Consider the following 23,791-nt stretch of genomic DNA (forward strand, 5'->3'; position numbering starts at 1 on the left):
TGATAGAATTTATCACTATGCTTATAGATAATATTATCCCGAGCTTAATTAACAGATACTACTATAACAGTCCCCTGCTGCCTTCTTGGGCAAACAGGGGACTGTTATACATGATACTGATTGATGTGTTGACCTGATATTGCCATTTGTTAACTAACCGCAATATCGCAGGAAAAATTTTCATTTTTCATTGATATTATTTTGATCAAACACCGTGAAAACTATGGCGCGCCCGGCGGGACTCGAACCCACAACCTACGGATTAGAAGTCCGTTGCTCTGTCCAGTTGAGCTACGGGCGCCCTTCAAATAAACTGGAGCGGGAAACGGGATTCGAACCCGCGACCTACGGCTTGGAAGGCCGTCGCTCTAGCCAGCTGAGCTATTCCCGCCCTCGACGCGAATAATACTAGCATAACGAATGTGCTTGCGCAATACCTTAGACGTTAAAAAATCAAGGCAAGAAAATCATAAAATTCTCTAATTCTCAAATACTACATGCCAAACTTCCACAACCGCAATAAAATAGGGCAGGATAAAGCATATCTCATATCTAATGCTAATGTCCTGCCCTTTTTATTGTCATTCTGGTCGGGGCGAAAGGATTTGANNCCCTGCTCCCAAAGCAGGTGCGCTAACCAGACTGCGCTACGCCCCGAATTTTTTTATTGGTGGAGCTGGGGGGACTCGAACCCCCGACCTTTTCCGTGCGAAGGAAACGCGCTCCCTCTGCGCTACAGCCCCTTAAGCGAAATTCATTGTAAGCGTCTTATCGCTCGCTTGTCAAGCATCATTACATGTGATATGGTATTTTTTCGCGTCAATCCCTGTTCATTATTAACAGCACAAGGGGGCTCTGAAATAGTGAGGGTTCGCTACAATAGTGAAGTGCTTGAATTTAAAGAGACGATGTCAGTAAATAAACTTTTAAAAAAAATGGCTTTAAATAAAGGCGAAGTGGTCGTCATAAGAAATGGAGCAATCGTTACCGAGGACGAGATGCTCAATCCTGACGACGAAGTCCGGATCATCGATACCGTCAGCGGAGGTTAAGCATCTATGAAGTGCAGAATTTGCCGTGAAAAGGCCATTATAGGCTTGCCTCAACATAATTTAGCCCTATGTGCCGATCACTTCGACAATTGGATGTTGAAACGAGCTGCCAAAGCTATAGATGAATTCAAGATGTTTACCAAAGATAGCAAGATATTGGTAGCCGTATCTGGCGGCAAGGATAGTTTGGCGCTTTGGGATATACTCACTCGCCTCGACTACAATGCTCATGGCTTGTACATAAATTTAGGCATAAAAGAAAATGATTACTCCGATGAAAGCGAAGAGCTCTCGAGGACATTTGCAAATCGTATCGGGAAAAAGTTACACGTCATAAACGTCAAAGAGCTTCATGGCATGTCAATTCCCGATAAGGCGTATTCAAAAAAGCGCAAGACCTGCTCAGTATGCGGAGTAACGAAGAGGTATTACATGAACAAAACGGCCAGAGAGGGAAATTTTGACGTAATAGTCACAGGACACAATTTGGATGATCAGGCGGCTGCCCTACTTGGAAACTTTCTTTACTGGAAGTTCGATTATCTGGCCAAAGGAGCGCCTTACTCTCCTCCCCTTCGGAAGGGCGAATTTGCTAAGGCTAAACCGTTGATTCTTTGTACCGAGAAAGAAAATACTGTATATTGCTTGCTTCAGGGGATTGATTATATCCAGAAGGAGTGTCCCTATTCCGAGGGTGCCACGTTCCTGCGTTGGAAACACATTCTAAATGAGATCGAAGAAAACTCTCCGGGTGCAAAACAAGCTTTTTACCTCGGATATGTCAAATACATAGATATCTTTAAAGCCCGGAATATAGACATGCCTGACTCCCGCTGCGAGATCTGTGACATTCCTTCTTGGAATGAAGTCTGTTCTTTCTGCGCCTTATGGGATTTGAACAAAAAATAAAGGAGAAATCTCAAGTGCACTACGGACCGGAGATGACCCATGGTTGGGTTTTGGATATAAACGGGCGATTCGCAAACAAGAAACTTTACCGTTGTGAAGCCGGACCTGAATGGTTGGCATTACAGCTTGGGCATAACGGCGACTGGCTTTGGTTGAGTTGGGATAGTCGCTGTTGCGGGATAGCATTGATCGATAGATATGAATTGGAAATTTTAAAGGACCTCAAAGACAAAACTCACCCCATTTTTGGAGTCGTCAAAAGCCATATTGTCGGTGGGTCGTTGGTTCGTGCCTTTCAATTGAACAGAGATCGTGTATTAGTGTTGGAATTTTCAAGACCACTGGGAGCCGGAGTTGACGTTTCCCGCTTTATCGTATTTGAAGCAACGGGAAGACAGGCTAACTTGATTATTTTAGATGACAAAGAAAAAGTCATAGAGACCGCAAAACACGTTCACCCCGAAATAAACAGGTATAGATCCATACTTCCCGGGCTGCCTTATGTATCTCCTCCACCTTTCAGCGGTCCTGATGTTGAAAACTTCAGCAAAGAGGATATGACGAACTTAAAGAGGTACCGAGGCATTGGAGCCACTTTGGCCGGAATTTTGTCGAAGGAATGGGAAAATAAGTGCATCGATTTTGAACCCTATTTGCAGAAGCTTTACTTTCTCCCCTTAAGGGAATTAATTTGCCAGAATATAGACGGCTATTTGACCGTTTTTCCGATTATATTGGACAAAGCCTTGAAGTGCGACGAAACCCCCCTCCTTTTTTCCAGGAAGATCCTTTTTCAGTTTTTCGATCGAGAGAGAGAGGTTATGCTCCAACAAATACACAAAATCCTTGATTCCGATAGGCGGAGATTATCGGATAAAATTAGGGGGTTATCGAACCTCATTTCCATGGTCGAGAAAGCAGAAAAATGGAATCACTACGGCACCCTGCTGTTATCCTATGCTCATGAGGTCCGCAAGGGGTCTTCTTCGGTTAAATTAAGGAGTTGGGACGAATGCTTCGGAACGGTTGAAATAGAACTTGATCCGAAGCTATCACCTATCGAAAACGCAAAAAGATACTTTAACCTTGCCAAAAAATATCATAGAGATCAAGAAAGGCTTCAAAGGGAAATGGAGACCTTACAGGCTTCCTTAAGGGAACTCGACGAATATCGTGATTTTGTCTCAATTTTAACCGACATTAGCGATATAAAAAAGATATTGGATGATTTTACGTTTAATGGCATCGGCACTGAGGACTCAAAAAGAAAGAAAAGATACACCCCCCCTCATAAGAGGTTCGACCTCAAGGGCGGATACATCGTGTATGTCGGATTAAACGCAAAGGCAAACAGATATGTTACATTTGAAGTAGCTTCGTCGGAGGACATTTGGTTTCATGCCAAGGAAGTTTCAGGATCACATGTAATTTTAAAATTATCTGGAAATGGGGCAAATGACAGATTAGTCGAATTCGCCGCTTCGTTGGCAGCCTATTACAGCAAGGCAAAAAATACATCATATCATATTGTTGACTACACTCTACGAAAGTATGTGAAGGCATTGCCAAAATCAGGCCCTGGACATGTCACCTATACCAACTTTTCTTCGATTCGAGTTTCGCCTAATTTGTGGCTCGAGCTCCTAAAAGAGCTTTCTTAAGTTCCGAAGGCAAGAAGGACCTAAAAGTCATTATCCTGCCATCCCTAGGATGCGGAAAAGCAAGCTTCCATGCATGAAGAAAGAAACGGTCCTTGGGAACCCATTCTGCTTTCAAATTGCATCCGTAAAGCCTGTCTCCAACGATGGGACATCCCATATCCTTTAAATGAACCCTTATCTGATGGGTCCTGCCGGTGTGGATGGCGCAGCGTAAGAAAGAAAATTTATCGTTACTCCAAAGAACCTCATATTCTGTGATGGCCTCCCTGCCTCCAGATACGACAGCCATCTTTAGCCGATTCTTCGGATGTCTGCCTATGGAGCTTGCAATAGTTCCCTTTCCTTTATTGGGATGTCCATATACTAAGGCTAGGTATTCTTTTTTCACAGAGCGCGCTTTAAAGGCATCTGTAAGTTTCTGTTTCGAGAAAAGGTTTCTGGCTATTACCATTAGTCCCGATGTTCCGGCATCCAGGCGATGGACTATACCCGGTCTTCTCATATCCGAATCTGCAAGCTCAGGGTATCGATATACAAGCCCATGTACTAAGGTGCCGTACCAGTGACCAGCAGCAGGATGAACGACAAGGGGAGCAGGCTTATCTATAACTATAATATCGGCATCCTCGTAGAGCACTTCAAAATTTACAGGTTCAGGCTCGAGCATTGCCTCCTTCTCTTCATCATGGAAGCTCAGCTCGAGGTTCATGGCCTCTCTTACTTTCATCGATGGCTTAAAACCCGCTTCCCGCAGAGCTCTTTGAATTTGGCTTCGAGATCTGGTTGTTATTTTGGACAAGGCAACGTCGAGTCTTTCACCTATAAATTCATCCGAAACGACGACTTCAACATTCTCAGCCATATTCTAGGATATCGTCATCTCCGTTTATCCATATTGGTTTTACAGGTTATGCAATAGCGAGACCACGGCATGGCCTGTAGCCGTTCATTTTCTATTACATTACCGCATCGTTCGCATAATCCAAACTTATCGCTCTTTTTTTCGAGCTTGGCAAGGGCATGGTCTATATCGGCAATCATTGCCTTTATACTCTCCAATTTCCCGGTTATTTGCTCACGGTCGAGCATATCCATTGCAGTATCAACAAGGTGATTTGTATCCAGCGTCGATAATTCACCCATATTGATGTCGGTCGCCTCAAGCAGCAGCGATTCCACCACTTTACTAAGCTCTTCCTTCTTCTGAATTAATTTCTTTTTCATGTCCTCGCAGTAATTGTCCATTTTATACCAACGCCTGCCCCCATTCAGTTTACCGAGATTGTTGCAACACCTGATTACACCTGTTGCAAAGGCCGATTTCCGACACTTCAGGCGCATACATCCAGCATCTCGGACACTTCTCTCCCTTGGCCCTGGCAATGGCTACTTCGACACCCGTCTCATCGTCATCGTGCATTACCGGCGCTTCCGGCAAATCTTCAACCCACTGAACGTCAGATACTATAAAAACTTCCTTCCACCAGTAGGAAGATAAGAGGTCCTTTAACTTTCTCGTTTCGTCATCAAGTTTTATGTTTACACAGGCTTCCAGAGATTGCCCAATCAGATCTTGGTTGCGGGCAATTTCGAGGCCTCTGCTTACCGCTCCCCGAAGCCATAGGATCCTGTCCCATTTCTCCTCCAGCGATTCGTGATAAAGATTCGAATCCAGGACAGGCCAATCCTCCAGAAATACGCTTTCGGAAAGCGAGTTATCTATTTGACGTAAGTACTGCCATACCTCTTCGGAAGTGAAGCTCAGTATGGGCGAAAGCATTAATGTTAACTCCTTTATTATATTCCATAAGGCAGTCTGACAGCTTCTCCGCAATTTCGAGTCAGAAGCCTCCACGTAAAGTCGATCCTTATTCACGTCCAGATAAAATGCCGAAAGCTCGTTGACGCACAGCTGATGAATCGTGAAGGTGGGAACATGAAATTCAAAGTTCTCAAATCCTTTGGTGACCTTGCTTATCACGCCCTGAAGTTTAGACAGTATCCAAAGGTCCATCTCCTCCATTTCCTCAAAGGGAACGCTGTCTTTATGGGGATCGAAATCGCTAAGGTTGCCAAGGATATATCGCAAAGTGTTTCTTATCCTTCTATAGGATTCGACCAAATTGCGCAATATGGTCTCCGATATCCTTATATCGTTTCTATAATCGGTAGAAGCAACCCATAGGCGCAATATATCTGCCCCGTATTTGCCTATGACCTCCTGGGGTTGTACCACATTACCGAGAGACTTTGACATCTTGCGGCCCTCACCGTCCACGATGAATCCATGGGTTAACACCATCTCAAAGGGAGCTCTTCCTCTTGTGGCAACGGACGTAAGCAGAGAAGTTTGAAACCATCCTCTATGCTGGTCACTCCCCTCCAGATACATTGTGGCAGGCCACTTCAGCTCGGGTCGTGTCGTCAGAACCGCCATGTGGCTAGTCCCCGAATCGAACCAAACGTCGAATATATCAGTCTCTTTTCGGAGGGACTTCGATTTGCATTTTGGACAAAAAGCAAGATCATCCAATAACTCCGCCGGTTCCAGCCGCCACCAGCAATCGCTACCTCCTTGGCTTACCTTCTCGCTTACCCTTCTAATGCGATCGCTTGTGAGAATTAGCTCTCCGCAGTCATTGCAATAAAATGCAGGTATGGGAACACCCCAAATCCTCTGCCTGCTGATGCACCAATCCGACCTGTCTCTTACCATGTTGGCAATTCTGTCCTGTCCCCAGGAGGGTATCCATTGAACCGACGATATCGCCTTTAACGAATCATCCCTGAATTTTGACACGGCAATAAACCATTGATTCGTCGCCCTGAAAATAACCGGCTTTTTGCACCGCCAACAATGAGGATAGGAGTGCATTATCTTGCCCTCTCCCAAAAGCCTTCCTCTTTCCCTCAAAAGGCCCATCAATTTTTTAGATCCGTCATCCAGGCTTAAACCGCCAACTAACGGCGTCTCCGGGGTAAAATAGCCTCTGTCGTCGACGGGATTGTATATTTCGAGTCCATACCTTACTCCGGTTTCAAAGTCCTCGACGCCATGTCCCGGTGCAGTATGGACGCAACCGCTTCCTTCGTCCAAGGAGACATATTCTCCGAGGACGAACAATATCTCTCTGTCATCGTAGAAGGGATGAACGGCCTTCCGACCTTCTAATTCTTTTCCCTTTATCTCGTGAAGTATGCTGTCGAAATGAATACCTGTCTGCTGCTGGACCTTCTCAATCAGCCCCTTTGCCAATAAGAAGATCTTGTCCCCGGAACTCGCAAAGACATAATCGAAATCAGGATGGACAGCTATTGCTAGACTTGCGGGAAGAGTCCATGGCGTAGTAGTCCATATGATGGCATAGGCTTCTTTTCCCTTCAAAAAAGAAAAGTCGCTCGCATTCAATGAATAGGCGACGTATATAGATGGCGAATATATATCTTCGTATTCTATTTCTGCGGCTGCAAGTGCAGTTTGGCAATCCGTGCACCAGTAAATGGGCTTCTGGCCCCGATATACGTACCCATGGTCTACCATTTCTGCGAAAGCCTCAAGTTCAATAGCTTCATATTCCGGCTTGAAGGTGATATAAGGGTCTTCCCAATCTCCGATTACTCCCAAACGCTTAAACTCATCGCGTTGAACATCTATGTAGCGTTCCGCGTATTGCATGCATTTTTTTCTTAATTCGATGGGATCCAGGGAATCTTTATCGAGGCCCTCATCCTTCAGGGTTCTAAGCTCTATAGGAAGGCCGTGAGTATCCCAGCCGGGCACATAGGGCGCAAAATAACCCCTCATCCATTTATACTTAGGTATCATATCCTTTAATATTTTGTTAAAAGCAGTCCCGATGTGTATATTGCCGTTTGCATAAGGGGGACCGTCATGTAGGACAAAGGGTTCGGCACCCCTTCTTTTTTCCATTAATTTTTCGTAGATATCGATGTCCTCCCAGAACTTCAACATATTCAATTCTCTTTTTGCAAGGTTAGCTTTCATCGGAAATGAAGTTTTAGGCAAATTCAACGTGTCTTTATAGTCGTCCGGCATTTACAAAACCTCCTAGAATCGTTGTTTAAGAAGGTGCCGCAAAGACATAAGCGGCACCTTATAAAGTGCATTATACACATAATGACATGAATATAGTACCCTTATTTATTTTTTAACTTTTCTTTAATGCTCTCCTTTTTTGGAAGAAGATGGTAAATATCATGACCGCCAGACCAAAGGTATCGGAGTATAATCCAGGCTTCAAAAGACCTATGGCCCCACAGAAAATTATAATCCTGAGCCAAAAAGGTATTTGGGCTTTATAGTAGCCTATGGTCGACATTCCAAGGAGAAATACGCCCATCATGGCCGTTGCTATGGCTAGGACAAAAGGTATAGGTGTTACGTCCACCAATACAAGCATCGGGTTCATTACATATATATAAGGAACCAAAAAACCTGCCAGAGCCAGTTTGACGGCAGTAACGCCTGTTTTCATTGGTTCAGACCCTGCAATGCCCGCCCCGGCGTAAGCCGCCAAAGCTACCGGCGGACTCAAATCCGCGGCAATACCAAAGTAAAGGACGAACATATATGCCGCTATGGGAGCGACGCCGAGTTGAAGAAGGGCAGGTGCTGCAATTGTGCTCGTTACGATGAAGTTCGCCGTCGTAGGAAGACCCGCTCCCAACAATATACAGGTTACCATTGTAAGAAGTAGTGTTATTAACAAATTTCCTTGAGAAATCGTAATTATCAGGCTCGCAATTCTAAGTCCGAGACCCGTCAATGTGGCCATTCCTACTATGATCCCTACCGTGCCGCAGGCGCAAGCCACTCCAAGAGAACCCTTGGCTCCGTTGGCTAAGCCGTCAATTAACTTGGGAAACGTAAGCCTCGTTTCTTTAGATATGAAGGACACGGCTATTGTGGTAAGTACGCCATAGTAAGCAGCCTTCATGGGAGTATATCCGGCAACGAGGAAATATATGATTGCAAACAATGGGATGAGCAAATGCCCCTTTACTCTCAGTAATTTCCAGAGTTCGGGCAATCTTTCCTTAGGCAATCCCACCAGGCCAAGCCTTGTAGCTTCGAGGTGTACCTGTATCATGACGGCAGCGTAATATAAAAGTGCCGGAATTACGGCTGCCAAGGCAACTTTTATATAAGGAACGCCCAAAAACTCAGCCATGATGAAGGCTGCTGCGCCCATTATTGGGGGCATGATCTGCCCGCCGGTGGAAGAGACGGCTTCAACGGCTGCTGCGAAATACGGTTTATATCCTATACTCTTCATAAGGGGAATGGTAAAAGTGCCGGTTGTGCAGACATTTGCTACCGACGAACCTGATATGGTCCCCATGATTCCCGAGCTTAATACGGCCACTTTTGCGGGACCTCCCGTAGACTTGCCGGCTATGGCCAATGCCAAATCTATTACGAATTTACCCATTCCCGTCTCCTGAAGAATGGAGCCAAAGAGGATGAACATAAAGACAAAAGTTGCCGAAACGGAAATAGGCACTCCAAAAACTCCCTCTGTACCCAAGTACATATGGTTAATTATACGAGCGATGTTAAACCCCCTGTGGGCAAAAAGCGAAGGAAAATATCTGCCGAAATAGCAATAGATGATAGAAATAATAGCAAGGATCGGCAACACAGGGTTTGAAACTCTCCTGGTGGCTTCAAGGAGCATACCAATACCCAAGAATCCAATGAATATGTCCATGGTCGTTGGAAGCCCGGAGCGCATGATAAGCTCGTTAAAATGTATCACCATATAAAGCACAGAATATGCCGCGACAGTCGCCAGAATGAAATCATACCAAGGAATTTTATCACTTGGGGATTTTTTGGTAGCAGGATACATTAAAAAGGTCAAAAACAGCACAAATGCCAGGTGAACCGCCCTCTGCTTCATGGCCAAGAGAAGACCGAAACCAGCTGTGTAAAGATGAAAGAGCGACATTGCAACAGCTATCACTAAGATAAAATAGTTCTGCCACCCCTTTAGCGTTCGATAACGCGATTCAGTATCGTATTGACGCATGACTTCATTTAGATCGATTACTTGATCCTGAGGCTTGTTGTCCACCATTCAGCGTCCCCCTTTTAAGAATGAATTTTCGTTATTTTACTATATATTTTACTATAATAAGGGTCTCATTAGCACGTATAGGCGAATCGACTCTCCTCGATAAGTATTGTAGAGTTCGTATCGCTCTCTGCCTATGGTCAATATATTCTCACCTATCGAATCATTACCCACTCTGCATTGAACATATGGCCAATGACGTCTACCTCCACGAAATATCAGCCAATTCTTCGTCTTGATCATCGAACCAGGATATTGGTCAAATGTCGGCAGCCCCGCATTGTGGGATTTAACCCTCTCTTCGTAAAGCCATATGCGGTCCCCCTGTAATATGAACACATCTTCGACGGGAGTTCGCTCGAGGCTGTGAATATAGCTTAAAACCATCCCTTGCCCCAGGGGAACCAAAAATCCGTCCCTTCCGCTTGCATGGGAAAGACATAACCAATACTGCGGAACAAACAATAAATAGATTTCAGCAAACAAAAGAAGCAAACAAAGCAATATCAAGCTGAGCTTTTTTCTCATATCTCTTTCACTCCTGGCAAAAGCGGCACAAAAGAGCAATAGTCATGTCGTTCTTCATGAAGCCTGCCTTTGAGTTTTGTTATTTTAATCAATTGTTCCGTTCTGAAGGATACGACCAGGGGAACTACCAACCTGCCGCCTTCTGCAAGTTGATCTATCCATGTCTCCTCTATTTTGCTCGCTGCTGCCGTTACAATGACGCGGTCGAAGGGAGATTCTTCTGCCCAGCCCAACCTTCCATCGCCTATCTTTGTCTGAACCTTATCCGCAATTCCAAGTTTCTCAAAGACCTTTTTCGCCCTTTCCGACAAAGCGGCGATCCTTTCTATTGTGTATACCTCGCATCCTAAAAATGCCAAAACCGCTGCCTGATAACCCGATCCAGTGCCAATTTCAAGGACTTTGTCGCCCTTCTGAGGGTCCAGCAATTCTGTCATCTTGGCCACGATGTAAGGTTGCGATACTGTCTGGCCTTCGCCGATAGGTAGAGCGCAGTCCGCATAGGCAACGCGTCGCAAATTATCGGGCACAAAAAGATGTCGCGGCAACTTCGACATCGCTTCAAGCAATGCTTCGTTTTTTATATTGCGACTTTTTATTTGAGTTTCCACCATCACTCTTGCTTCTTCATGCCAATCTGGGGATGCCATTTCAATTCACCCTATATATGAAATGTTTGTTACCAGTATACTATAGAACAGCACATAAAAAATAATAGACAGATCGAATTGAAAGACCTGTCTATTATTTTTTATGTCATCATTAACTCGATGAACTGCATTATATGGCGGGCCTGGCCGGACTCGAACCGGCGACCTACGGCTTAGGAGGCCGTCGCTCTATCCTACTGAGCTACAGGCCCGTCAACGACGGAGTTAATATTATCATGAACAACGGTTGTGATTCAACTACCTTTTAGAGAAATTCCAAAAATTACGAGATGGTTAAGAGGTAACTGAACACTTCTCACAATCTGTGAAATGATATTTCTTGTATTTATTACGTATCTATGTCGACCGCATTAAATATAACGGTCAAGCAAAACCAAGTTTATATACACGCTGATAATTTGCAAATATATTGCAACAGCATAATTAAGCCTTTATCTAGAAATTCTATTATAATTCGTAACCTTCAAGCGATACTCATAACTTTTCCAGCATTCTTTTAGCGAAAACAACAGCCCCTCCCGCCTATAAAACCAAGGACGGCAAATTTCTCTTATCCTCTCGACATCATCTTTCATTTGAGCAACTAGCCCTTCCGCTGATTCAAACTTTTTTTCTTCTCTTATTTGGGCCAACAACAGAACAGCGATCATTTCACCGTAGAGATCTCCTTCGAATTGATCCAAATGCACTTCTATCCGAATTTCATCTCCTCTTTCGAAAGTGGGATTATATCCTATGTTTAAAGCTCCACTCCACCATTTGCCATGAGCCAAGACCGCCGTCGCATACACCCCTTTAGGGGGTAGCAGTTTAAGCTCTGATGCAGGCAAATTAGCCGTAGGAAATCCCAGTATTCGCCCCCTGTGATCGCCTTCCGTAACTGGTGCTATGATGAAATAGGGATATCCCAACATGGCTTCGGTTTGTTGCATATATCCTTTTTTCACGAGCTGCCTTACCAGGGAACTGCTCACAACCGAACCGTCAATTTTAAACGGCGGTATAGCCGCGAAAAACCAGCCTTTTTTTGTTAAGTAACTTTTCAAGAATTCGACATCACCGGAGCGATGTTTACCGAATTTGAAGTTTTCACCCACTACTATTCCTCTTGCTTTATATCGAGATCCTAACTCCTCGATGAAATCTTTTGGGTTTAAATCTTTCACGTCGCTGAAGGGGATTTTTATAAAATCCGGAATATTGAGGAAAGAAGCTATAAAATCCCTCTCCGAATCTGTAAAAAGGGGAACAAAACAGCCGTTTCCCAATACGATTTGGGGGTGTGGCACAAATGTCATTACCCCCCAAGGCATATCCATCCTATCCGATGCATCTCTGGCAACTTCAAACAAAGCCTGATGTCCCTTATGAAATCCATCAAATGAACCCAAGACAACTATCACAGACACCACCCCGATCGCGTCTGGTAAAAATTAAAGAACAATGTTAGTGTCCGGTTTAATTGCACAGCCACCATTGAGCCACCTGATCTTACAAAACGATATTGTTCTACATCCTTTTACCACAAAGGCCTTTGAGGGTTCAATTATGCCCCACCATTTTATTCCCAGGATGTTTGTTAACTCCTGTCCATTCAATAGCCTGTCTTCCTCGGTTTCATTCGCTTCGCAGGTACAAAAGTCTTTAAGCATTTCTTGAGGGGGGATTATCATTTCTTTTGCAGCTTCATTCGAAAGTTGCTTAATAAAATCAAGACTAAGGGCATCCTGCAACTTAAAGGACCCTATTTCAGTGCGTTCCAAGAAGGCAACGTGGGCCAAACTGGCCAATTTAGAACCTAAATCTCGAGCTAGGCTTCTAATATATGTACCCTTAGAACAGACAACTTCCATGGTGAACTTACCCTCTTCCGTGATAGGGCTTATTCTTTTGATGCTCTGTATGAATACCGCCTTTGGCTGTAAGAAGACTTTTTTATTTGCGCGGACAAGCTCGTAGGCACGACTCCCTTTTACGGATACAGCAGATACGTTAGGAGGAACCTGTAACCTGTACCCTAAAAAACTCAGCAAAGTTGAGTCTATATCGCTTTCTTTGATATGCCGCCATTCGGCTGTGCCTATGACCCTTCCGCTTGCATCGTCGGTGTCCGTCTGTTCTCCAAGTTTTATTGTAGTTATATACTTTTTAGGAAGCTCCATAACGTAAGATGAAGCACGAGTCATTTTACCTACGAGTAAAATGAGCAACCCGAAAGCGGGTACATCTAAAGTTCCGGCATGCCCTACTTTAGTCTTTCGCCCGACTTTTTCCTTTAGCAGGGCAACACATGCAGCACTGCTTATACCTTTAGGCTTATTTATCAAAAGAAAACCCGATTTACACATTTTTGACGTATTCCTCGATCGATTTCGACACTACATCCAAAGCTTTCTCTATGGGAAGGTATATCTTACAGGCTGCAGCCTGAGGATGACCTCCGCCATCCCATTTCTGTGCCAATTCTCTCACGGACACGCTGGTCACAGCTCTGAAACTAACCCTTACTTCGCCGTCTTCTCCTTCTGTCATCAGAGCGCTTATTATAGCTCCTTTGACATACAAAAGTTGATTCACTATACCTTCTGAATCGTAAGGATCAGCATTGAGCTTTTCAAAATCTTCCTTTTTTAGCCAGCTTACAACCGCCTTCCCATCGGGCGTGGAAAAGGCTCGCATAAAAGCTAAACCCCAAAGCTTAAGGCCTTCGAGTCTTCTGCTGGCATATATATATCTAAATATTTGTTCGGGATTTATCCCGGAGCTCAAGACGTCCTGAGCAATTAAGTGGGATTTAGGCGTAGTATTTGAATAGGTAAAATGACCCGTATCAGTAATTATTCCGGTGTAGATTCCAATACGGGCGTCCTTTGGAATAGGAAGCTTGCTATCATTAAGCAGGTCCCAAATGATTTCAGCTGTGGCCGATGAAGATGTATCTATATAATTGAGACGACCGAACCTCTGATTATCCATGTGGTGGTCGATGTTTACAATTAAAGTAGAATCATAAAGATCAAGAATGCCCTGGACAGTCCTCTCGAGATTGCTGGTATCTAGCACTATTATTGCTGTATCCGGCTCCCTTACGACATCGGGCACAAAATTCATAACTTGGTATTCCTCGACAAAGGGCAAATATCCATATGCTTTGGGCATAGGATGAGTACCTCCCCAAATGCACCTTTTACCAAGAGCCATGCCCCAGGAATAGAAAGCACTGCCCGAACCGATAGCATCACCATCGGGTCGCTCGTGAACAAAAATAGCCCATGTTTTTTTAGTCAATATGGCATTTAAGATTTCTTTTAAAGAATCCCCATTATCCCTCATCGTCTGACAACTTTTCGTCTCTCTTCGGTTTTGAATGTTTGTGGGCTATTTTATCGAGCAGCTCCTCAATTCTTTGAGCTCTGTCTTCGGTATCGTCCACGACAAAGACCAGCTTTGGCGCAAATCTGAGTCTCATTTGCCTACAAACAATTCCGCTCAAAGCTCCTGCCAGGCTATTCAATGAATCGCCGATCTCCTTTAGATCGGATTTATCGATCGAGGTGAAGTATACTTTGGCAATGCTCAAATCGTTTGTACATCTTACTTCTGTGATGACCACCTTTTTCAACATTGGATCTTTGGCATTGTTCACTAAAAATTCGGATATCTCTCTCAACATCTCCTTGTTGACCCGTTCAATTCTCAATTTGTCCATAACATTCAACCTCTCGATCGAAATTAATTATTTCGAAACCGTTTTTGGCTTCTGCCAAAAGGACGTGGCGTTCCACCGCATCGAGAAGAGACTCGGCCTCCTTAACGGAAGCCGATGCCGAAACAACAGCTATATAGGCCAAATCCCATATATTATCCGGACCGAGATCGACAACCGATACGTTTAACCTCTTTTTCAAAAGATCAATCAGAGATTTTACGACCTGACGTCTGTCCTTCAGGCTGCCGGCAGAGGGTATTTTTACGGTCATTATTACAACGGCAATGAATAATTTTGGGATATCTCTCATGAAACATCACTTAGATGTCTTTTTTCCTCTAAAATCTCGAAGGCCTCTATGATGTCGCCTTCCTTTATGTCTTGAAATCCAGCGAGAGCTATTCCGCATTCGTATCCGGCGTTTACTTCCCTTACGTCGTCTTTAAACCGTTTGAGGCTGGATAGCGGTCCTTCCCATATGACAATGCCATCCCTTATAATTCTTGCTTTGGCATTTCGTCTGATTGTTCCTTCTTTTACGTAACAACCGGCGACTTGTCCTGCTTTGGGAACCTTGAATACTACCCTGACCTCCGCTTCTCCGAGGATGTGTTCCTTTAGTTTTGGAGCAAGCATCCCTTCAACTGCTGCTTTAACGTCGTCGATCACGTCATATATGGTACGATAAAGTCGTATCTGGATGCCCTTTTGTTCGGCTAATTTTCTTGCATTTCCGTCAGGCCTTACGTTAAACCCGATGATGATCGCATCCGATGCGTCGGCGAGCATAACATCGGACTCTGTAATCCTTCCAACGCCCTCATGAACGATCTCAATACCTACTTCTTCAACGGAAAGACGCAGCAAAGAGGACTTTATAGCTTCCAAGGTTCCCTGCACATCAGATTTTAATATTATCCTTACTGTGGGCATTTCGCCTTTTTCCATCTGCTCAAAGAGCTCTTCTAATGAGGCTCTTTTTACAGCTTGCATTTCCTGCTGTCTTTTCTTTTCTAAGTATTTATCGATGGCATCGCGCGCTTCCTTTTCGTCTTCAACCCTTACAAACCGTTCACCGGCTTGAGGAACATCGTTTAAGCCCAAAAGTTCAGCAGGTAAGCTTGGCGTGACCTCTTTTATGTTGCGCCCGAGATGATCTATCATCGCCCGAACCCGTCCCCACGTGGTCTCAAAAAGCAGTATATCTCCTCTTCTTAGGGTCCCTTGTTGGACGATCACCGTCGCCACCGGACCTTTGCCTTTGTCTAATTGAGCTTCTATGACAACCCCCTCCGGATTTGCCTCGTAGTCAGCGACCAGTTCGTTCATTTCTGCAACGAGGAGTATCATTTCAAGAAGTTCGTCAACGTTGAGCCCCGTTTTTGCGGATATCTCAACCATGATGGTATCCCCGCCCCACTCTTCAGGGATAAGGCCGAGATCTGCAAGTTGCTGTTTTACCCTATCGGGCTTTGCGTTTGGTTTGTCGATCTTGTTTATAGCCACTACTATAGGCACATTTGCTGCCTTAGCATGATTTAATGCTTCAACGGTCTGTGGCATAACTCCATCATCTGCAGCCACTATGAGTATTACTATGTCAGTAACTTGCGCCCCTCTGGCACGCATAGACGTAAATGCTTCATGTCCCGGGGTATCCAAAAAAACTATTTTTTTGCCGTTGTGTTCAACGACAGAAGCTCCTATGTGTTGTGTTATACCTCCTGCCTCTTTTGCGGTGACGTTGGTCTTTCTTATGTAGTCCAAAAGTGTCGTCTTGCCGTGATCCACATGACCCATAACCGTGACTATAGGGGGCCGTGGTAATAATTTTTTGGGAGGTTCCTGTTGTCTTTTTCTCTCAGATTGTATTGCCACTTCCTTTTTCTCTTCATCAGACACCTCTGCTTCGACAGGAACTATCGATAAAACCACATTAAATGCTTTGCCGATTGCCTTAGCTATTTCATCATTCACTATCGCGCTAGCAGGAACCATGAAACCTGCCGTTATAAGCTCTTTTACCACCAAATTAACGGGCTTTCCCAAAATTTTTGCGACCCTTTCAATTGTAGAGCCTTCATCGATCCTTATAACTTCCTTTGCAGTTACAGTAGCTTCTTTTGAATCGCCATGTTTTGCTTCCTTGTCTTCCCGCAACGTTTCCTCAACTATTTGTGCAATATCTGTATCTATGGAGCTCATATGGCTCTTTGCCTCCACCCCTAAGTCTTGTAAAATTTCTAGCAGATTTTTATTTTCGATGTTTAACATCTTTGCCAATTCATATATCCTTATCTTTCTTTTTCCCAAATGCCATTCCCCCCTTGAAAATCATTGGCCGGCATTTCCTGATTCGCCAAGCTTTTGCGACAAATCCTCATAGATTTCCGCCGGAACTTTTGTCCTCAAAGCTTTGGACAGAATGTCCTTTTTCTTTGCCTGTTCAATGCAATTTTGATCGCTACAGACGTAGGCTCCCCTTCCCTGGCCCTTGCCGGTAGGATCGACATAAACGTGCCCTTCGGGGGATCGTACGACTCTAATGAGTTCTTTCTTTGGTTTTTCTGTTTTGCACGCCACACAGGTCCTAGGACGTCTTTTCGTCATCATTACTCTTTTTCCCATTCTTTGGGCAATTCCCCCTTAATTATATCCTCGAACAGATCTTGAAGTGTTGGAAGTCGGTCCGGTTCCATTACATTTATATCTATCTTCCATCCTGTAAGTTTGGCCGCCAGCCTAACGTTCTGCCCTCCCTTCCCGATGGCCAAGGATAACTGATCGGGCCTTACGTAAACGTTGACTGCCTTATCCTCATCGAGCCTCGGCTCTATTTTGACTACTTTTGCAGGCGAAAGTGCGTTTTTGATATATGCTATTGGGTCGTTACTCCAAATAATAACATCAATTCGCTCGCCCGCAAGTTCGTCGCTGATAGCTTTAATTCTATTTCCCTTAGTGCCAATACAGGCACCTACCGGATCGACGTTTGGGTCCAAGGTGGTCACGGCAACTTTGCTTCTTACCCCCGCTTCCCTTGCGATGTTTTTGATATCTATTACGCCTTCCTTTATCTCCGGGACTTCCAATTCAAGAAGGCTCTTCAAAAGCCCCGGATGAGATCTTGACAATACTATGCGAGGACCTTTGGAAGTTTTGCGCACATCCAATACATAAAATTTCTTTCTGTCTCCCGGCCGATACGACTCCGTAGGAATTCGCTCCTCACGCGGAAGCATGGCATCTATCTTATCTCCTATGCGCACTAAAGCCTGGCCGCCTTCATCCCTGAAGACCACTCCGGTGACGATCTCTCCCACTTTTCCCGAGAAGTCGTTGTAAATGATCTGCCTTTCTGCATCTTTCAACCTTTGAGTTATAACCTGCCTGGCCGTCTGAGCCGCAATCCTGCCAAAATCCCTGGGGGATACCTCTACTTTGATCATCTCCCCTTCTTTCGCATCGTCTAATCCCATAGATTTAGCTTCTTCTACGGAAATTTCAAAGGCAGGATTTCTAACCGTATCTACTACCTCTTTTACTTCATAGATCTTTATAATTCCGTTATCCGAATCGAGTTCTACCTCGACATTTGAATTGGTCCCTTTATATTTTTTATATGCCGAAACCAGGGCTGCCTCTATGCTAGAAATTATTACTTCGAGAGGCAATCCCTTTTCAGTTTCTATTTGTTTTAAAGCTCTCATGAAATCTCGTCCCAACTCCATCTCAACCATCTCCCTCTTTAATACGATTACTCGCCGTCATCAATTTCTGGCACTAATCTTGCCTTTGATATGTTCTGAAAGGGAATTAATATTTCCGTTCCGTCATCCAGCCCTAATTTGATATCGTTATTACTTAATATTTCGATAATTTTTCCTTTAAAATTTCTGCGCGATCCAACGGGATCATGAGTTTTTATACGCACTGTTTTGCCAACGTAATTTTTGAAGTCTTTTATATAAAATAGAGGGGCGTCCAGTCCGGGAGAACTTACTTCCAGATAGTACCTCCCCCCGAAGATTTCTTCTCTGGAATCCAAAAATTTATCGACTTTTCTCGACACAGTTTCGCAATCTTTAACGTTTATTCCTCCAGGTGTATTGATATAAATCCTTAAAATCATTCTTCCCTGTTCGTGGACCAATTCCATTCCCACAAAGTCATATCCCAATCCTTCTATTATTTCCCTTATTTCGTTTTCTATTGACATCAATTCGTCATTTTTACGTTGCATTGCCCTTATTCCTCCAAAAGTCAATTAACGAGGCGTTTTTGCTTTAAAAAAAGAAGAGTGGGATTTGCCCACTCTCCAAAAGATATGCCCCAAAGCCCGTTGTGTATTGAATTTTATCATCGACAGAATTTATTTTCAAGCACTACACGTAACACACAGGCTTTAAAAGGCTGCCAAATAAGGATAACTACTTGGCGACGGCGTCTTTCAGCATCTTCCCTGCTCTAAAAGCGGGAACTGTTTTCTCGGGGATCTCTATGATCTCCTCCGGATTTTGTGGGTTGCGGCCCTTTCTTGCAGCTCTATTGCGCACCTCGAAGGTACCAAAACCCATGATTTGAACCTCTTCCCCTTTAGACAGGGCATCCACTACAGATTTGATAAAGGCATCGACTGCGACAGCTGCGTCTTTCTTGCTCATTCCCGTAGCTTTCGCCACTTCACTAACGATGTCGCTTTTTGTCATTTCCTACACCCCCTTTGATTTATAAAAAATACATCTCGACAATAATTATCAACGCTTTAATTGCTGTGGTCAAGCGAGTTTTCGCCTGTTTTTCCAAAAAACCCTGATTGGGACTCCTCTAAAATCGCCGACCTTTACAAGTTCGTTTATAACTTTTCGTTCAAATGGTTTATCGACCAGGTTTTTATCGTTTACGAAAAAGAGAAAAGACGGCGGTGCCGTTCCAACTTGTGTCACGTAAAATATGTTTAAAAACCTCCCCTTTCCATCCGAGGGAAGCCTTTGGAAAGATATTATATCTCGAATTATATTATTTAAGTTTGAAGTGGAAATCCTGGTCTGCCAACGAGCGTAAACCTCTCCGCAGACATTAAAAATTTTAAAAAGATTTCTTTTTGATAGAGCTGATATAGTGACTATAGGGGCGTCATTTATAAAATACAGCTGATCTTTAACATCTTTTATGATGTTATCCCCCAGTTTTGGCTGCCCCTCTGGCAACAGATCCCATTTATTGATCGCAACAACAATCCCTTTGCCCTTTTCCAGGGCGATGCCGGCTATGCGCTTATCCTGATCAGTGACTAGTTCCGTTACATCCAAAACGAGCAAAACCACATCGGATCTGTCGATTGCACGTTCCGCCCTAAGGAGAGAATAGAACTCTATATCGTCTTTGAGCCTGCTTTTCTTTCGCAATCCTGCGGTATCGATGAGCAGATATTTTTTCCCTTCAAAAGTAATTTCCGTATCAATAGGGTCTCTTGTAGTTCCCGGTAAATTACTGACAATAGCTCTCTCTTCCCCGATCAGAGAATTGAAGATACTGGATTTTCCAACGTTAGGCCTTCCTACTATTGATATTTTTATTGTTTCGCCGTCCTCTTGAAAAGAGTCTTCGCTATCTATATACACAACAACTTTATCAAGCAAATCCGGTATGTTTCTGTTGTGTTCTGCGCTTACTCCAATCACGTCCTCAAAACCCAAGGTGAAAGCTTCGTACAGGAGAGGTTCATGCATGGGTTCGTCTATCTTGTTGACGGCCACAATCACCCTGCGATTACTTCGCCGAAGGATCTCGGCTATCCTGAAATCAAGGGGCAATATTCCCTCTCTACCATCCACAACAAAGATGATAACGCTGGCTTCTTCTATAGCTCGGTCTATTTGCTTTCCCACCATATCAAAAAGCGGTTCATCTTCGTTCGGAAACCCTCCCGTATCTACAAGATAAAAACTCTTCCCTGCCCATTCTACTTGGGCGTAGAGCCTGTCCCTAGTTACACCGGGAATATCGTCAACTATCGCCATACGCTTCTGTATGAGCCTGTTGAAGAGTGTAGATTTGCCTACGTTAGCTCTTCCGATTATCGCAACTACATTGACATTCCTGTCCATTTTTACTCACCGCTTTTGTCCTTATTAGTCTCTCCAAATTCTTATCTTTGGGAATCCGATTTTAGAACGCGAGATATGGAAGTATGGTTCCAACAGCTCTCTAAGAACTCTTGCATCTTTCGCTTTGACCCATATTATCCCTTCATCAGCTATTGGCTTATACACGGCAAATCCGGATTTGTCAAGTAATAGAAAGATATCTTCGATTACTTTTATCGGAGCAGATATTTCGATCAACAGGGCGAAGGGGGGGAAATTAAGCTCGTACCTCTCTTTGAGTTCATCCTCCCAAAAAAAGTTCCACCCATCTTTCAGTCCCCTTTGCCAACCATGATATGGCCTTCTGGATTGAATTATAATTTCTCTGCTTTTGGGATTAATACCTCTGAAGCGTGATTCCCACATCATGCTGAATGCCATAAATCGAGCGTTATAATTTGGCCGCCACGTTTCGGCATCGGCATCGATCCATCCTATTAAACCTACATTGCAATCATCGCAAAGAGAAAGAGCCAACCTAGAGCCAACAACAAGACCGCCTTTTCCTATTTCTTGCAACATTGCAGTTTTACGTTTTTTTCCGCTTTTCTCCTTGTACCACATGTAAACCGATGTTACGTCCCCAGCCAAAGCTTGAGCTATTCCATGAAGCGCCTCCAGACCCGGGCGTTTACCAGTCAAAAGCCTGGACATGCAGGATGGACATATCGTAGGCATTTCATATGTTTTTCCGCAAAAGGGACATATCACAATATTTTCGCTGACCCTGCAAATACTGCCGCAATGACTACACACAAAGGTCCAGCCGCACTCCTCGCAGGATATCTCTCCGGCATAGCCTTTGCGGTCCAAAATCCACATCGCAACTTCTCCGCGGTTTACGACTTCTAAGGATGATTTTAAAAGAGACGAGCTAATGGGAAGTCCTTGAGAAATCCCCGGAAGAATAATTTTATTCGCAGTCTTTATATTAACGAAACGAATCTGTTCTTTAACGTTTTTGCTTAATTTTGGCTTTTTTAGGAAATACAATCGGGATGATGGCAGCCTGCCTCCCAAGATTAGCTTCGCCTTCCACATTTGAGCTCTTTTGGCTGCTACATGGCGTAAGGATATATTAGGATATCGGGCTAAATTGTAGGAAAAGCTGGCCTCTTCCTCCACTACAACGAACTTAATTGGGGATAATGGAGCGAAGAGCAACCCCACTGACCCTACCAAGAAAGACACTTCTCCCCGCCTAGCCTTCAGCCACGCTTCAAAGGCTTTTTTGCCCCCGCTGGATGGCCATAACAGGCCTTGCTTTTTAATGTCTTCCGGAAGGTCATTCCAAAAAGTTCTGGCCACCGATTCCTCAGGAAAGAAGACGAGACCGCTTTTGCCTTCGCCGATTATTTCCCTGTAGCGTCCATATCTTTCATTATCGTATACCTCGTAAACGCAATGTTCGCTATCGCCGTCTTTCGGCGGGTTAAAAACAAGGGGAGGAATATTGTTCACTTTACTGCCCTCGATGATGGGAGTAGGGCACATTAATTTTAATATCTCACCTTGGCTGCATAGATATTGTCGGGATGTCCACTCGCTTAAGCTCCACAGCTCTTGCCCCAAAAGAGGCACATCGTCCAATATCTCAATTACCTCTTTTACCTCGTAAACAATCTTATTTTCGATATTTTCTTTTATCGCTGAAAGAAATCCCAATCTCTTGCTGTCTCGCGGACCCATAGGGACCAGAACTCTGCTGCCAATTTTCGCGGGTGCCGATATTCTGTAAGTTAATGGATGCCACCAAACTCCAGGCACAAGGACATCGGCATACATTTCTATGATAAAAACTCCGCCTCAACGATATCCCATAGGCCCCATGCAACCTCTTCCTTTGAACCTTCTAGCCTCGAGGTGCGTCCTGTCTTGCATATGACCGTTACGGAATTGGTATCCGATTCGAATCCGCTTCCCCTGGCCGTGATATCATTGGCGACTATCATGTCCATATTTTTTTTGTTGAGCTTTGAAAGGGCGTTTTCTACTACTTCCGTCGATTCGGCTGCAAATCCAACCAGAATTTGCCCTTGTCTCTTTCTTTTTCCCACTTCCGCCGCAATATCGGGGTTTTCTTCTAAGATTACCTCGAGGCGGCCCCTGCCCTCTCGTTTAAGCTTTTGATCTAAAGTATGAGCAAATCTATAGTCACCTACAGCTGCCGCCTTTACTACTATATCCGCGCCATCACTCTCTTTTAATACGGCATCGTACATCTCCTGGGCAGTGGTAACGTCTATTGTTCTTACACCAAAAGGAGGCTCGATATATGTAGGGCCTTTTATCAACGTGACATCGGCACCCCTATACCATGCCGTCCTTGCTACAGCGTAACCCATCTTACCGGAGCTTGGATTGCTGATAAACCTGACGGGGTCCATGAACTCCCTGGTAGGCCCTGAGGTCACAATTATCTTTTTGCCAATTAAATCTCTCTTAGGGGACAATACCCTCCACAAAATCTCGAGTATGACTTCTTTTTTTGGGAGCCTCCCTTTGCCCTCATATCCACAAGCCAAGAACCCTTCTTCAGGCGGTATCACGATGTAGCCAAGTTCACCTGACATCTTAACATGACGCTGAGTTGCGGGATGTTCCCACATATGAATGTTCATGGCAGGAAAAATTACTACCGGTGCTCTCGTTGCAAGCATGGTAGCCCCTAAAAGGGTTTCTGCTTCTCCGAAGGCAGCCCTCCTGATTACATTAGCTGTTGCCGGCGCAATGACGAAGACTTCCGCCCAATCGGCCAAAGAAATGTGGGGTATTTCCCACCCACGTTGGTCGCTTAAGAAGTCCTCCTCCATCCAGGTTTTTTTGCCCGTCAATGTGGAGAGGGACAAGGGCGTCACAAAAGAAGACGCAGATCGAGTCATTATTACCTCGATATCGTTATTATACTTCTTTAACGTACTAACAACATCGGGGATCTTGTATGCAGATATACCCCCCGAAATACCCAAGAGAACCTTTCTGTTGGTCTTCCATTTGAGCATGATTTTCCCCTT

22 protein-coding genes and 5 tRNA genes are annotated in these 23,791 nt (G+C 44.3%); 3 read left to right on the forward strand and 24 right to left on the reverse strand.

Going from position 1 to position 23,791, the window contains the following annotated elements; all coding sequences use genetic code 11:
* Positions 1-224: 224 nt before the first annotated feature.
* The 4 genes from B3N34_RS04865 to B3N34_RS04880 all read right to left on the reverse strand — a co-directional run bounded on the left by B3N34_RS04865 (position 225) and on the right by B3N34_RS04880 (position 743).
* Positions 225-301 (reverse strand) — tRNA-Arg (locus B3N34_RS04865).
* A 13-nt stretch (positions 302-314) separates the two neighbouring features.
* Positions 315-391 (reverse strand) — tRNA-Gly (locus B3N34_RS04870).
* 196 nt (positions 392-587) lie between these two features.
* Positions 588-657, reverse strand: a tRNA-Pro gene (locus tag B3N34_RS04875).
* Positions 658-668: 11 nt separating this feature from the next.
* Positions 669-743, reverse strand: a tRNA-Ala gene (locus B3N34_RS04880).
* Positions 744-863: 120 nt separating this feature from the next.
* Here B3N34_RS04880 and B3N34_RS04885 point away from each other — a divergent pair.
* Genes B3N34_RS04885 through B3N34_RS04895 form a run of 3 tightly spaced genes read left to right on the forward strand, consistent with a single transcriptional unit; the run spans position 864 to position 3,622 of the window.
* Positions 864-1,052: a MoaD/ThiS family protein gene (locus B3N34_RS04885; protein WP_213697917.1), complete on the forward strand. Its 189-nt coding sequence runs from the start codon at positions 864-866 to the stop codon at positions 1,050-1,052.
* Between the two features lie 6 nt (positions 1,053-1,058).
* On the forward strand, positions 1,059-1,961 hold the full coding sequence (locus tag B3N34_RS04890; protein ID WP_286975425.1) for an ATP-binding protein: 903 nt from the start codon (positions 1,059-1,061) through the stop codon (positions 1,959-1,961).
* A gap of 14 nt (positions 1,962-1,975) precedes the next feature.
* Entirely contained in the window at positions 1,976-3,622 is a 1,647-nt protein-coding gene (locus B3N34_RS04895; protein ID WP_286975428.1) for an Rqc2 family fibronectin-binding protein, read from the forward strand.
* Here the strand turns inward: B3N34_RS04895 and B3N34_RS04900 are convergent.
* The 20 genes from B3N34_RS04900 to coaBC all read right to left on the reverse strand — a co-directional run bounded on the left by B3N34_RS04900 (position 3,585) and on the right by coaBC (position 23,779).
* Positions 3,585-4,484, reverse strand: a complete 900-nt coding sequence (locus B3N34_RS04900; RefSeq protein ID WP_286975429.1) for an RluA family pseudouridine synthase — start codon at positions 4,482-4,484, stop codon at positions 3,585-3,587. The two genes, B3N34_RS04895 and B3N34_RS04900, sit on opposite strands and share 38 nt — an antisense overlap.
* Positions 4,485-4,498: 14 nt before the next feature.
* Positions 4,499-4,867, reverse strand: a complete 369-nt coding sequence (locus B3N34_RS04905) for a TraR/DksA family transcriptional regulator (RefSeq protein ID WP_286975432.1) — start codon at positions 4,865-4,867, stop codon at positions 4,499-4,501.
* A gap of 28 nt (positions 4,868-4,895) precedes the next feature.
* Complete coding sequence (ileS, locus tag B3N34_RS04910) at positions 4,896-7,679, reverse strand: isoleucine--tRNA ligase (protein ID WP_286975434.1); 2,784 nt, start codon at positions 7,677-7,679, stop codon at positions 4,896-4,898.
* Positions 7,680-7,791: 112 nt separating this feature from the next.
* The gene (locus tag B3N34_RS04915) at positions 7,792-9,723 is read right to left on the reverse strand and encodes a TRAP transporter permease (protein ID WP_286975436.1); all 1,932 of its coding nucleotides are present in this window, start codon (positions 9,721-9,723) and stop codon (positions 7,792-7,794) included.
* 51 nt (positions 9,724-9,774) lie between these two features.
* Positions 9,775-10,248: a DUF1850 domain-containing protein gene (locus B3N34_RS04920; protein ID WP_286975438.1), complete on the reverse strand. Its 474-nt coding sequence runs from the start codon at positions 10,246-10,248 to the stop codon at positions 9,775-9,777.
* Positions 10,245-10,898, reverse strand: coding sequence for a protein-L-isoaspartate(D-aspartate) O-methyltransferase (locus B3N34_RS04925; protein ID WP_009201053.1), 654 nt, complete (start codon positions 10,896-10,898; stop codon positions 10,245-10,247). Before B3N34_RS04925 ends, B3N34_RS04920 begins: the two co-directional genes overlap by 4 nt.
* Before the next feature lie 135 nt (positions 10,899-11,033).
* Positions 11,034-11,110 (reverse strand) — tRNA-Arg (locus tag B3N34_RS04930).
* A 240-nt stretch (positions 11,111-11,350) separates the two neighbouring features.
* Positions 11,351-12,322 carry a riboflavin biosynthesis protein RibF gene (gene ribF, locus B3N34_RS04935; RefSeq protein WP_286975441.1) on the reverse strand — a complete coding sequence of 324 codons (972 nt, stop codon included), beginning with the start codon at positions 12,320-12,322 and terminating at the stop codon, positions 11,351-11,353.
* 30 nt (positions 12,323-12,352) lie between these two features.
* Complete coding sequence (truB, locus tag B3N34_RS04940; protein ID WP_286975444.1) at positions 12,353-13,267, reverse strand: tRNA pseudouridine(55) synthase TruB; 915 nt, start codon at positions 13,265-13,267, stop codon at positions 12,353-12,355.
* Positions 13,260-14,252, reverse strand: a complete 993-nt coding sequence (locus B3N34_RS04945) for a DHH family phosphoesterase (RefSeq protein WP_286975447.1) — start codon at positions 14,250-14,252, stop codon at positions 13,260-13,262. The genes truB and B3N34_RS04945 overlap by 8 nt, the downstream gene beginning before the upstream one ends.
* A complete protein-coding gene (rbfA, locus tag B3N34_RS04950) occupies positions 14,242-14,628 on the reverse strand; it encodes a 30S ribosome-binding factor RbfA (protein WP_009201057.1) in 387 nt (128 codons plus the stop codon). Before rbfA ends, B3N34_RS04945 begins: the two co-directional genes overlap by 11 nt.
* The gene (locus B3N34_RS04955) at positions 14,609-14,938 is read right to left on the reverse strand and encodes a DUF503 domain-containing protein (RefSeq protein WP_286975450.1); all 330 of its coding nucleotides are present in this window, start codon (positions 14,936-14,938) and stop codon (positions 14,609-14,611) included. Before B3N34_RS04955 ends, rbfA begins: the two co-directional genes overlap by 20 nt.
* Positions 14,935-16,902: a translation initiation factor IF-2 gene (gene infB / locus B3N34_RS04960; RefSeq protein ID WP_009201059.1), complete on the reverse strand. Its 1,968-nt coding sequence runs from the start codon at positions 16,900-16,902 to the stop codon at positions 14,935-14,937. The genes B3N34_RS04955 and infB overlap by 4 nt, the downstream gene beginning before the upstream one ends.
* Positions 16,903-16,962: 60 nt before the next feature.
* A complete protein-coding gene (rnpM, locus tag B3N34_RS04965; protein ID WP_273702077.1) occupies positions 16,963-17,256 on the reverse strand; it encodes an RNase P modulator RnpM in 294 nt (97 codons plus the stop codon).
* A complete protein-coding gene (gene nusA, locus B3N34_RS04970; protein ID WP_213697907.1) occupies positions 17,241-18,359 on the reverse strand; it encodes a transcription termination factor NusA in 1,119 nt (372 codons plus the stop codon). Before nusA ends, rnpM begins: the two co-directional genes overlap by 16 nt.
* 26 nt (positions 18,360-18,385) lie before the next feature.
* Positions 18,386-18,871: a ribosome maturation factor RimP gene (gene rimP, locus B3N34_RS04975; RefSeq protein ID WP_286975456.1), complete on the reverse strand. Its 486-nt coding sequence runs from the start codon at positions 18,869-18,871 to the stop codon at positions 18,386-18,388.
* Between the two features lie 187 nt (positions 18,872-19,058).
* On the reverse strand, positions 19,059-19,337 hold the full coding sequence (locus B3N34_RS04980) for an HU family DNA-binding protein (protein ID WP_009201063.1): 279 nt from the start codon (positions 19,335-19,337) through the stop codon (positions 19,059-19,061).
* A gap of 69 nt (positions 19,338-19,406) precedes the next feature.
* Complete coding sequence (gene der / locus B3N34_RS04985; protein ID WP_286975460.1) at positions 19,407-20,738, reverse strand: ribosome biogenesis GTPase Der; 1,332 nt, start codon at positions 20,736-20,738, stop codon at positions 19,407-19,409.
* 24 nt (positions 20,739-20,762) lie between these two features.
* Complete coding sequence (locus B3N34_RS04990) at positions 20,763-22,562, reverse strand: prephenate dehydrogenase (RefSeq protein ID WP_286975463.1); 1,800 nt, start codon at positions 22,560-22,562, stop codon at positions 20,763-20,765.
* A gap of 2 nt (positions 22,563-22,564) precedes the next feature.
* Positions 22,565-23,779, reverse strand: a complete 1,215-nt coding sequence (coaBC, locus tag B3N34_RS04995; protein ID WP_009201066.1) for a bifunctional phosphopantothenoylcysteine decarboxylase/phosphopantothenate--cysteine ligase CoaBC — start codon at positions 23,777-23,779, stop codon at positions 22,565-22,567.
* Between the last annotated feature and the right edge of the window lie 12 nt (positions 23,780-23,791).

This window comes from Acetomicrobium sp. UBA5826 (genome assembly GCF_002433005.1).
Taxonomy (GTDB): domain Bacteria; phylum Synergistota; class Synergistia; order Synergistales; family Acetomicrobiaceae; genus Acetomicrobium.

Coding starts and splice junctions, on each gene's coding strand:
- B3N34_RS04905 (WP_286975432.1), bottom strand. CDS start 4,867: ATGGACAATTACTGCGAGGACATGAAAAAGAAATTAATTCAGAAGAAG.
- B3N34_RS04900 (WP_286975429.1), bottom strand. CDS start 4,484: ATGGCTGAGAATGTTGAAGTCGTCGTTTCGGATGAATTTATAGGTGAA.
- B3N34_RS04980 (WP_009201063.1), bottom strand. CDS start 19,337: ATGACAAAAAGCGACATCGTTAGTGAAGTGGCGAAAGCTACGGGAATG.
- B3N34_RS04990 (WP_286975463.1), bottom strand. CDS start 22,562: ATGTATGCCGATGTCCTTGTGCCTGGAGTTTGGTGGCATCCATTAACT.
- rimP (WP_286975456.1), bottom strand. CDS start 18,871: ATGCAACGTAAAAATGACGAATTGATGTCAATAGAAAACGAAATAAGG.
- B3N34_RS04920 (WP_286975438.1), bottom strand. CDS start 10,248: ATGAGAAAAAAGCTCAGCTTGATATTGCTTTGTTTGCTTCTTTTGTTT.
- truB (WP_286975444.1), bottom strand. CDS start 13,267: ATGTGTAAATCGGGTTTTCTTTTGATAAATAAGCCTAAAGGTATAAGC.
- rnpM (WP_273702077.1), bottom strand. CDS start 17,256: ATGGGAAAAAGAGTAATGATGACGAAAAGACGTCCTAGGACCTGTGTG.
- B3N34_RS04945 (WP_286975447.1), bottom strand. CDS start 14,252: ATGAGGGATAATGGGGATTCTTTAAAAGAAATCTTAAATGCCATATTG.
- ileS (WP_286975434.1), bottom strand. CDS start 7,679: ATGCCGGACGACTATAAAGACACGTTGAATTTGCCTAAAACTTCATTT.
- coaBC (WP_009201066.1), bottom strand. CDS start 23,779: ATGCTCAAATGGAAGACCAACAGAAAGGTTCTCTTGGGTATTTCGGGG.
- nusA (WP_213697907.1), bottom strand. CDS start 18,359: ATGGAGTTGGGACGAGATTTCATGAGAGCTTTAAAACAAATAGAAACT.
- B3N34_RS04890 (WP_286975425.1), top strand. CDS start 1,059: ATGAAGTGCAGAATTTGCCGTGAAAAGGCCATTATAGGCTTGCCTCAA.
- der (WP_286975460.1), bottom strand. CDS start 20,738: ATGGACAGGAATGTCAATGTAGTTGCGATAATCGGAAGAGCTAACGTA.
- B3N34_RS04915 (WP_286975436.1), bottom strand. CDS start 9,723: ATGGTGGACAACAAGCCTCAGGATCAAGTAATCGATCTAAATGAAGTC.
- B3N34_RS04925 (WP_009201053.1), bottom strand. CDS start 10,898: ATGGCATCCCCAGATTGGCATGAAGAAGCAAGAGTGATGGTGGAAACT.
- infB (WP_009201059.1), bottom strand. CDS start 16,902: ATGTTAAACATCGAAAATAAAAATCTGCTAGAAATTTTACAAGACTTA.
- rbfA (WP_009201057.1), bottom strand. CDS start 14,628: ATGGACAAATTGAGAATTGAACGGGTCAACAAGGAGATGTTGAGAGAG.
- B3N34_RS04955 (WP_286975450.1), bottom strand. CDS start 14,938: ATGAGAGATATCCCAAAATTATTCATTGCCGTTGTAATAATGACCGTA.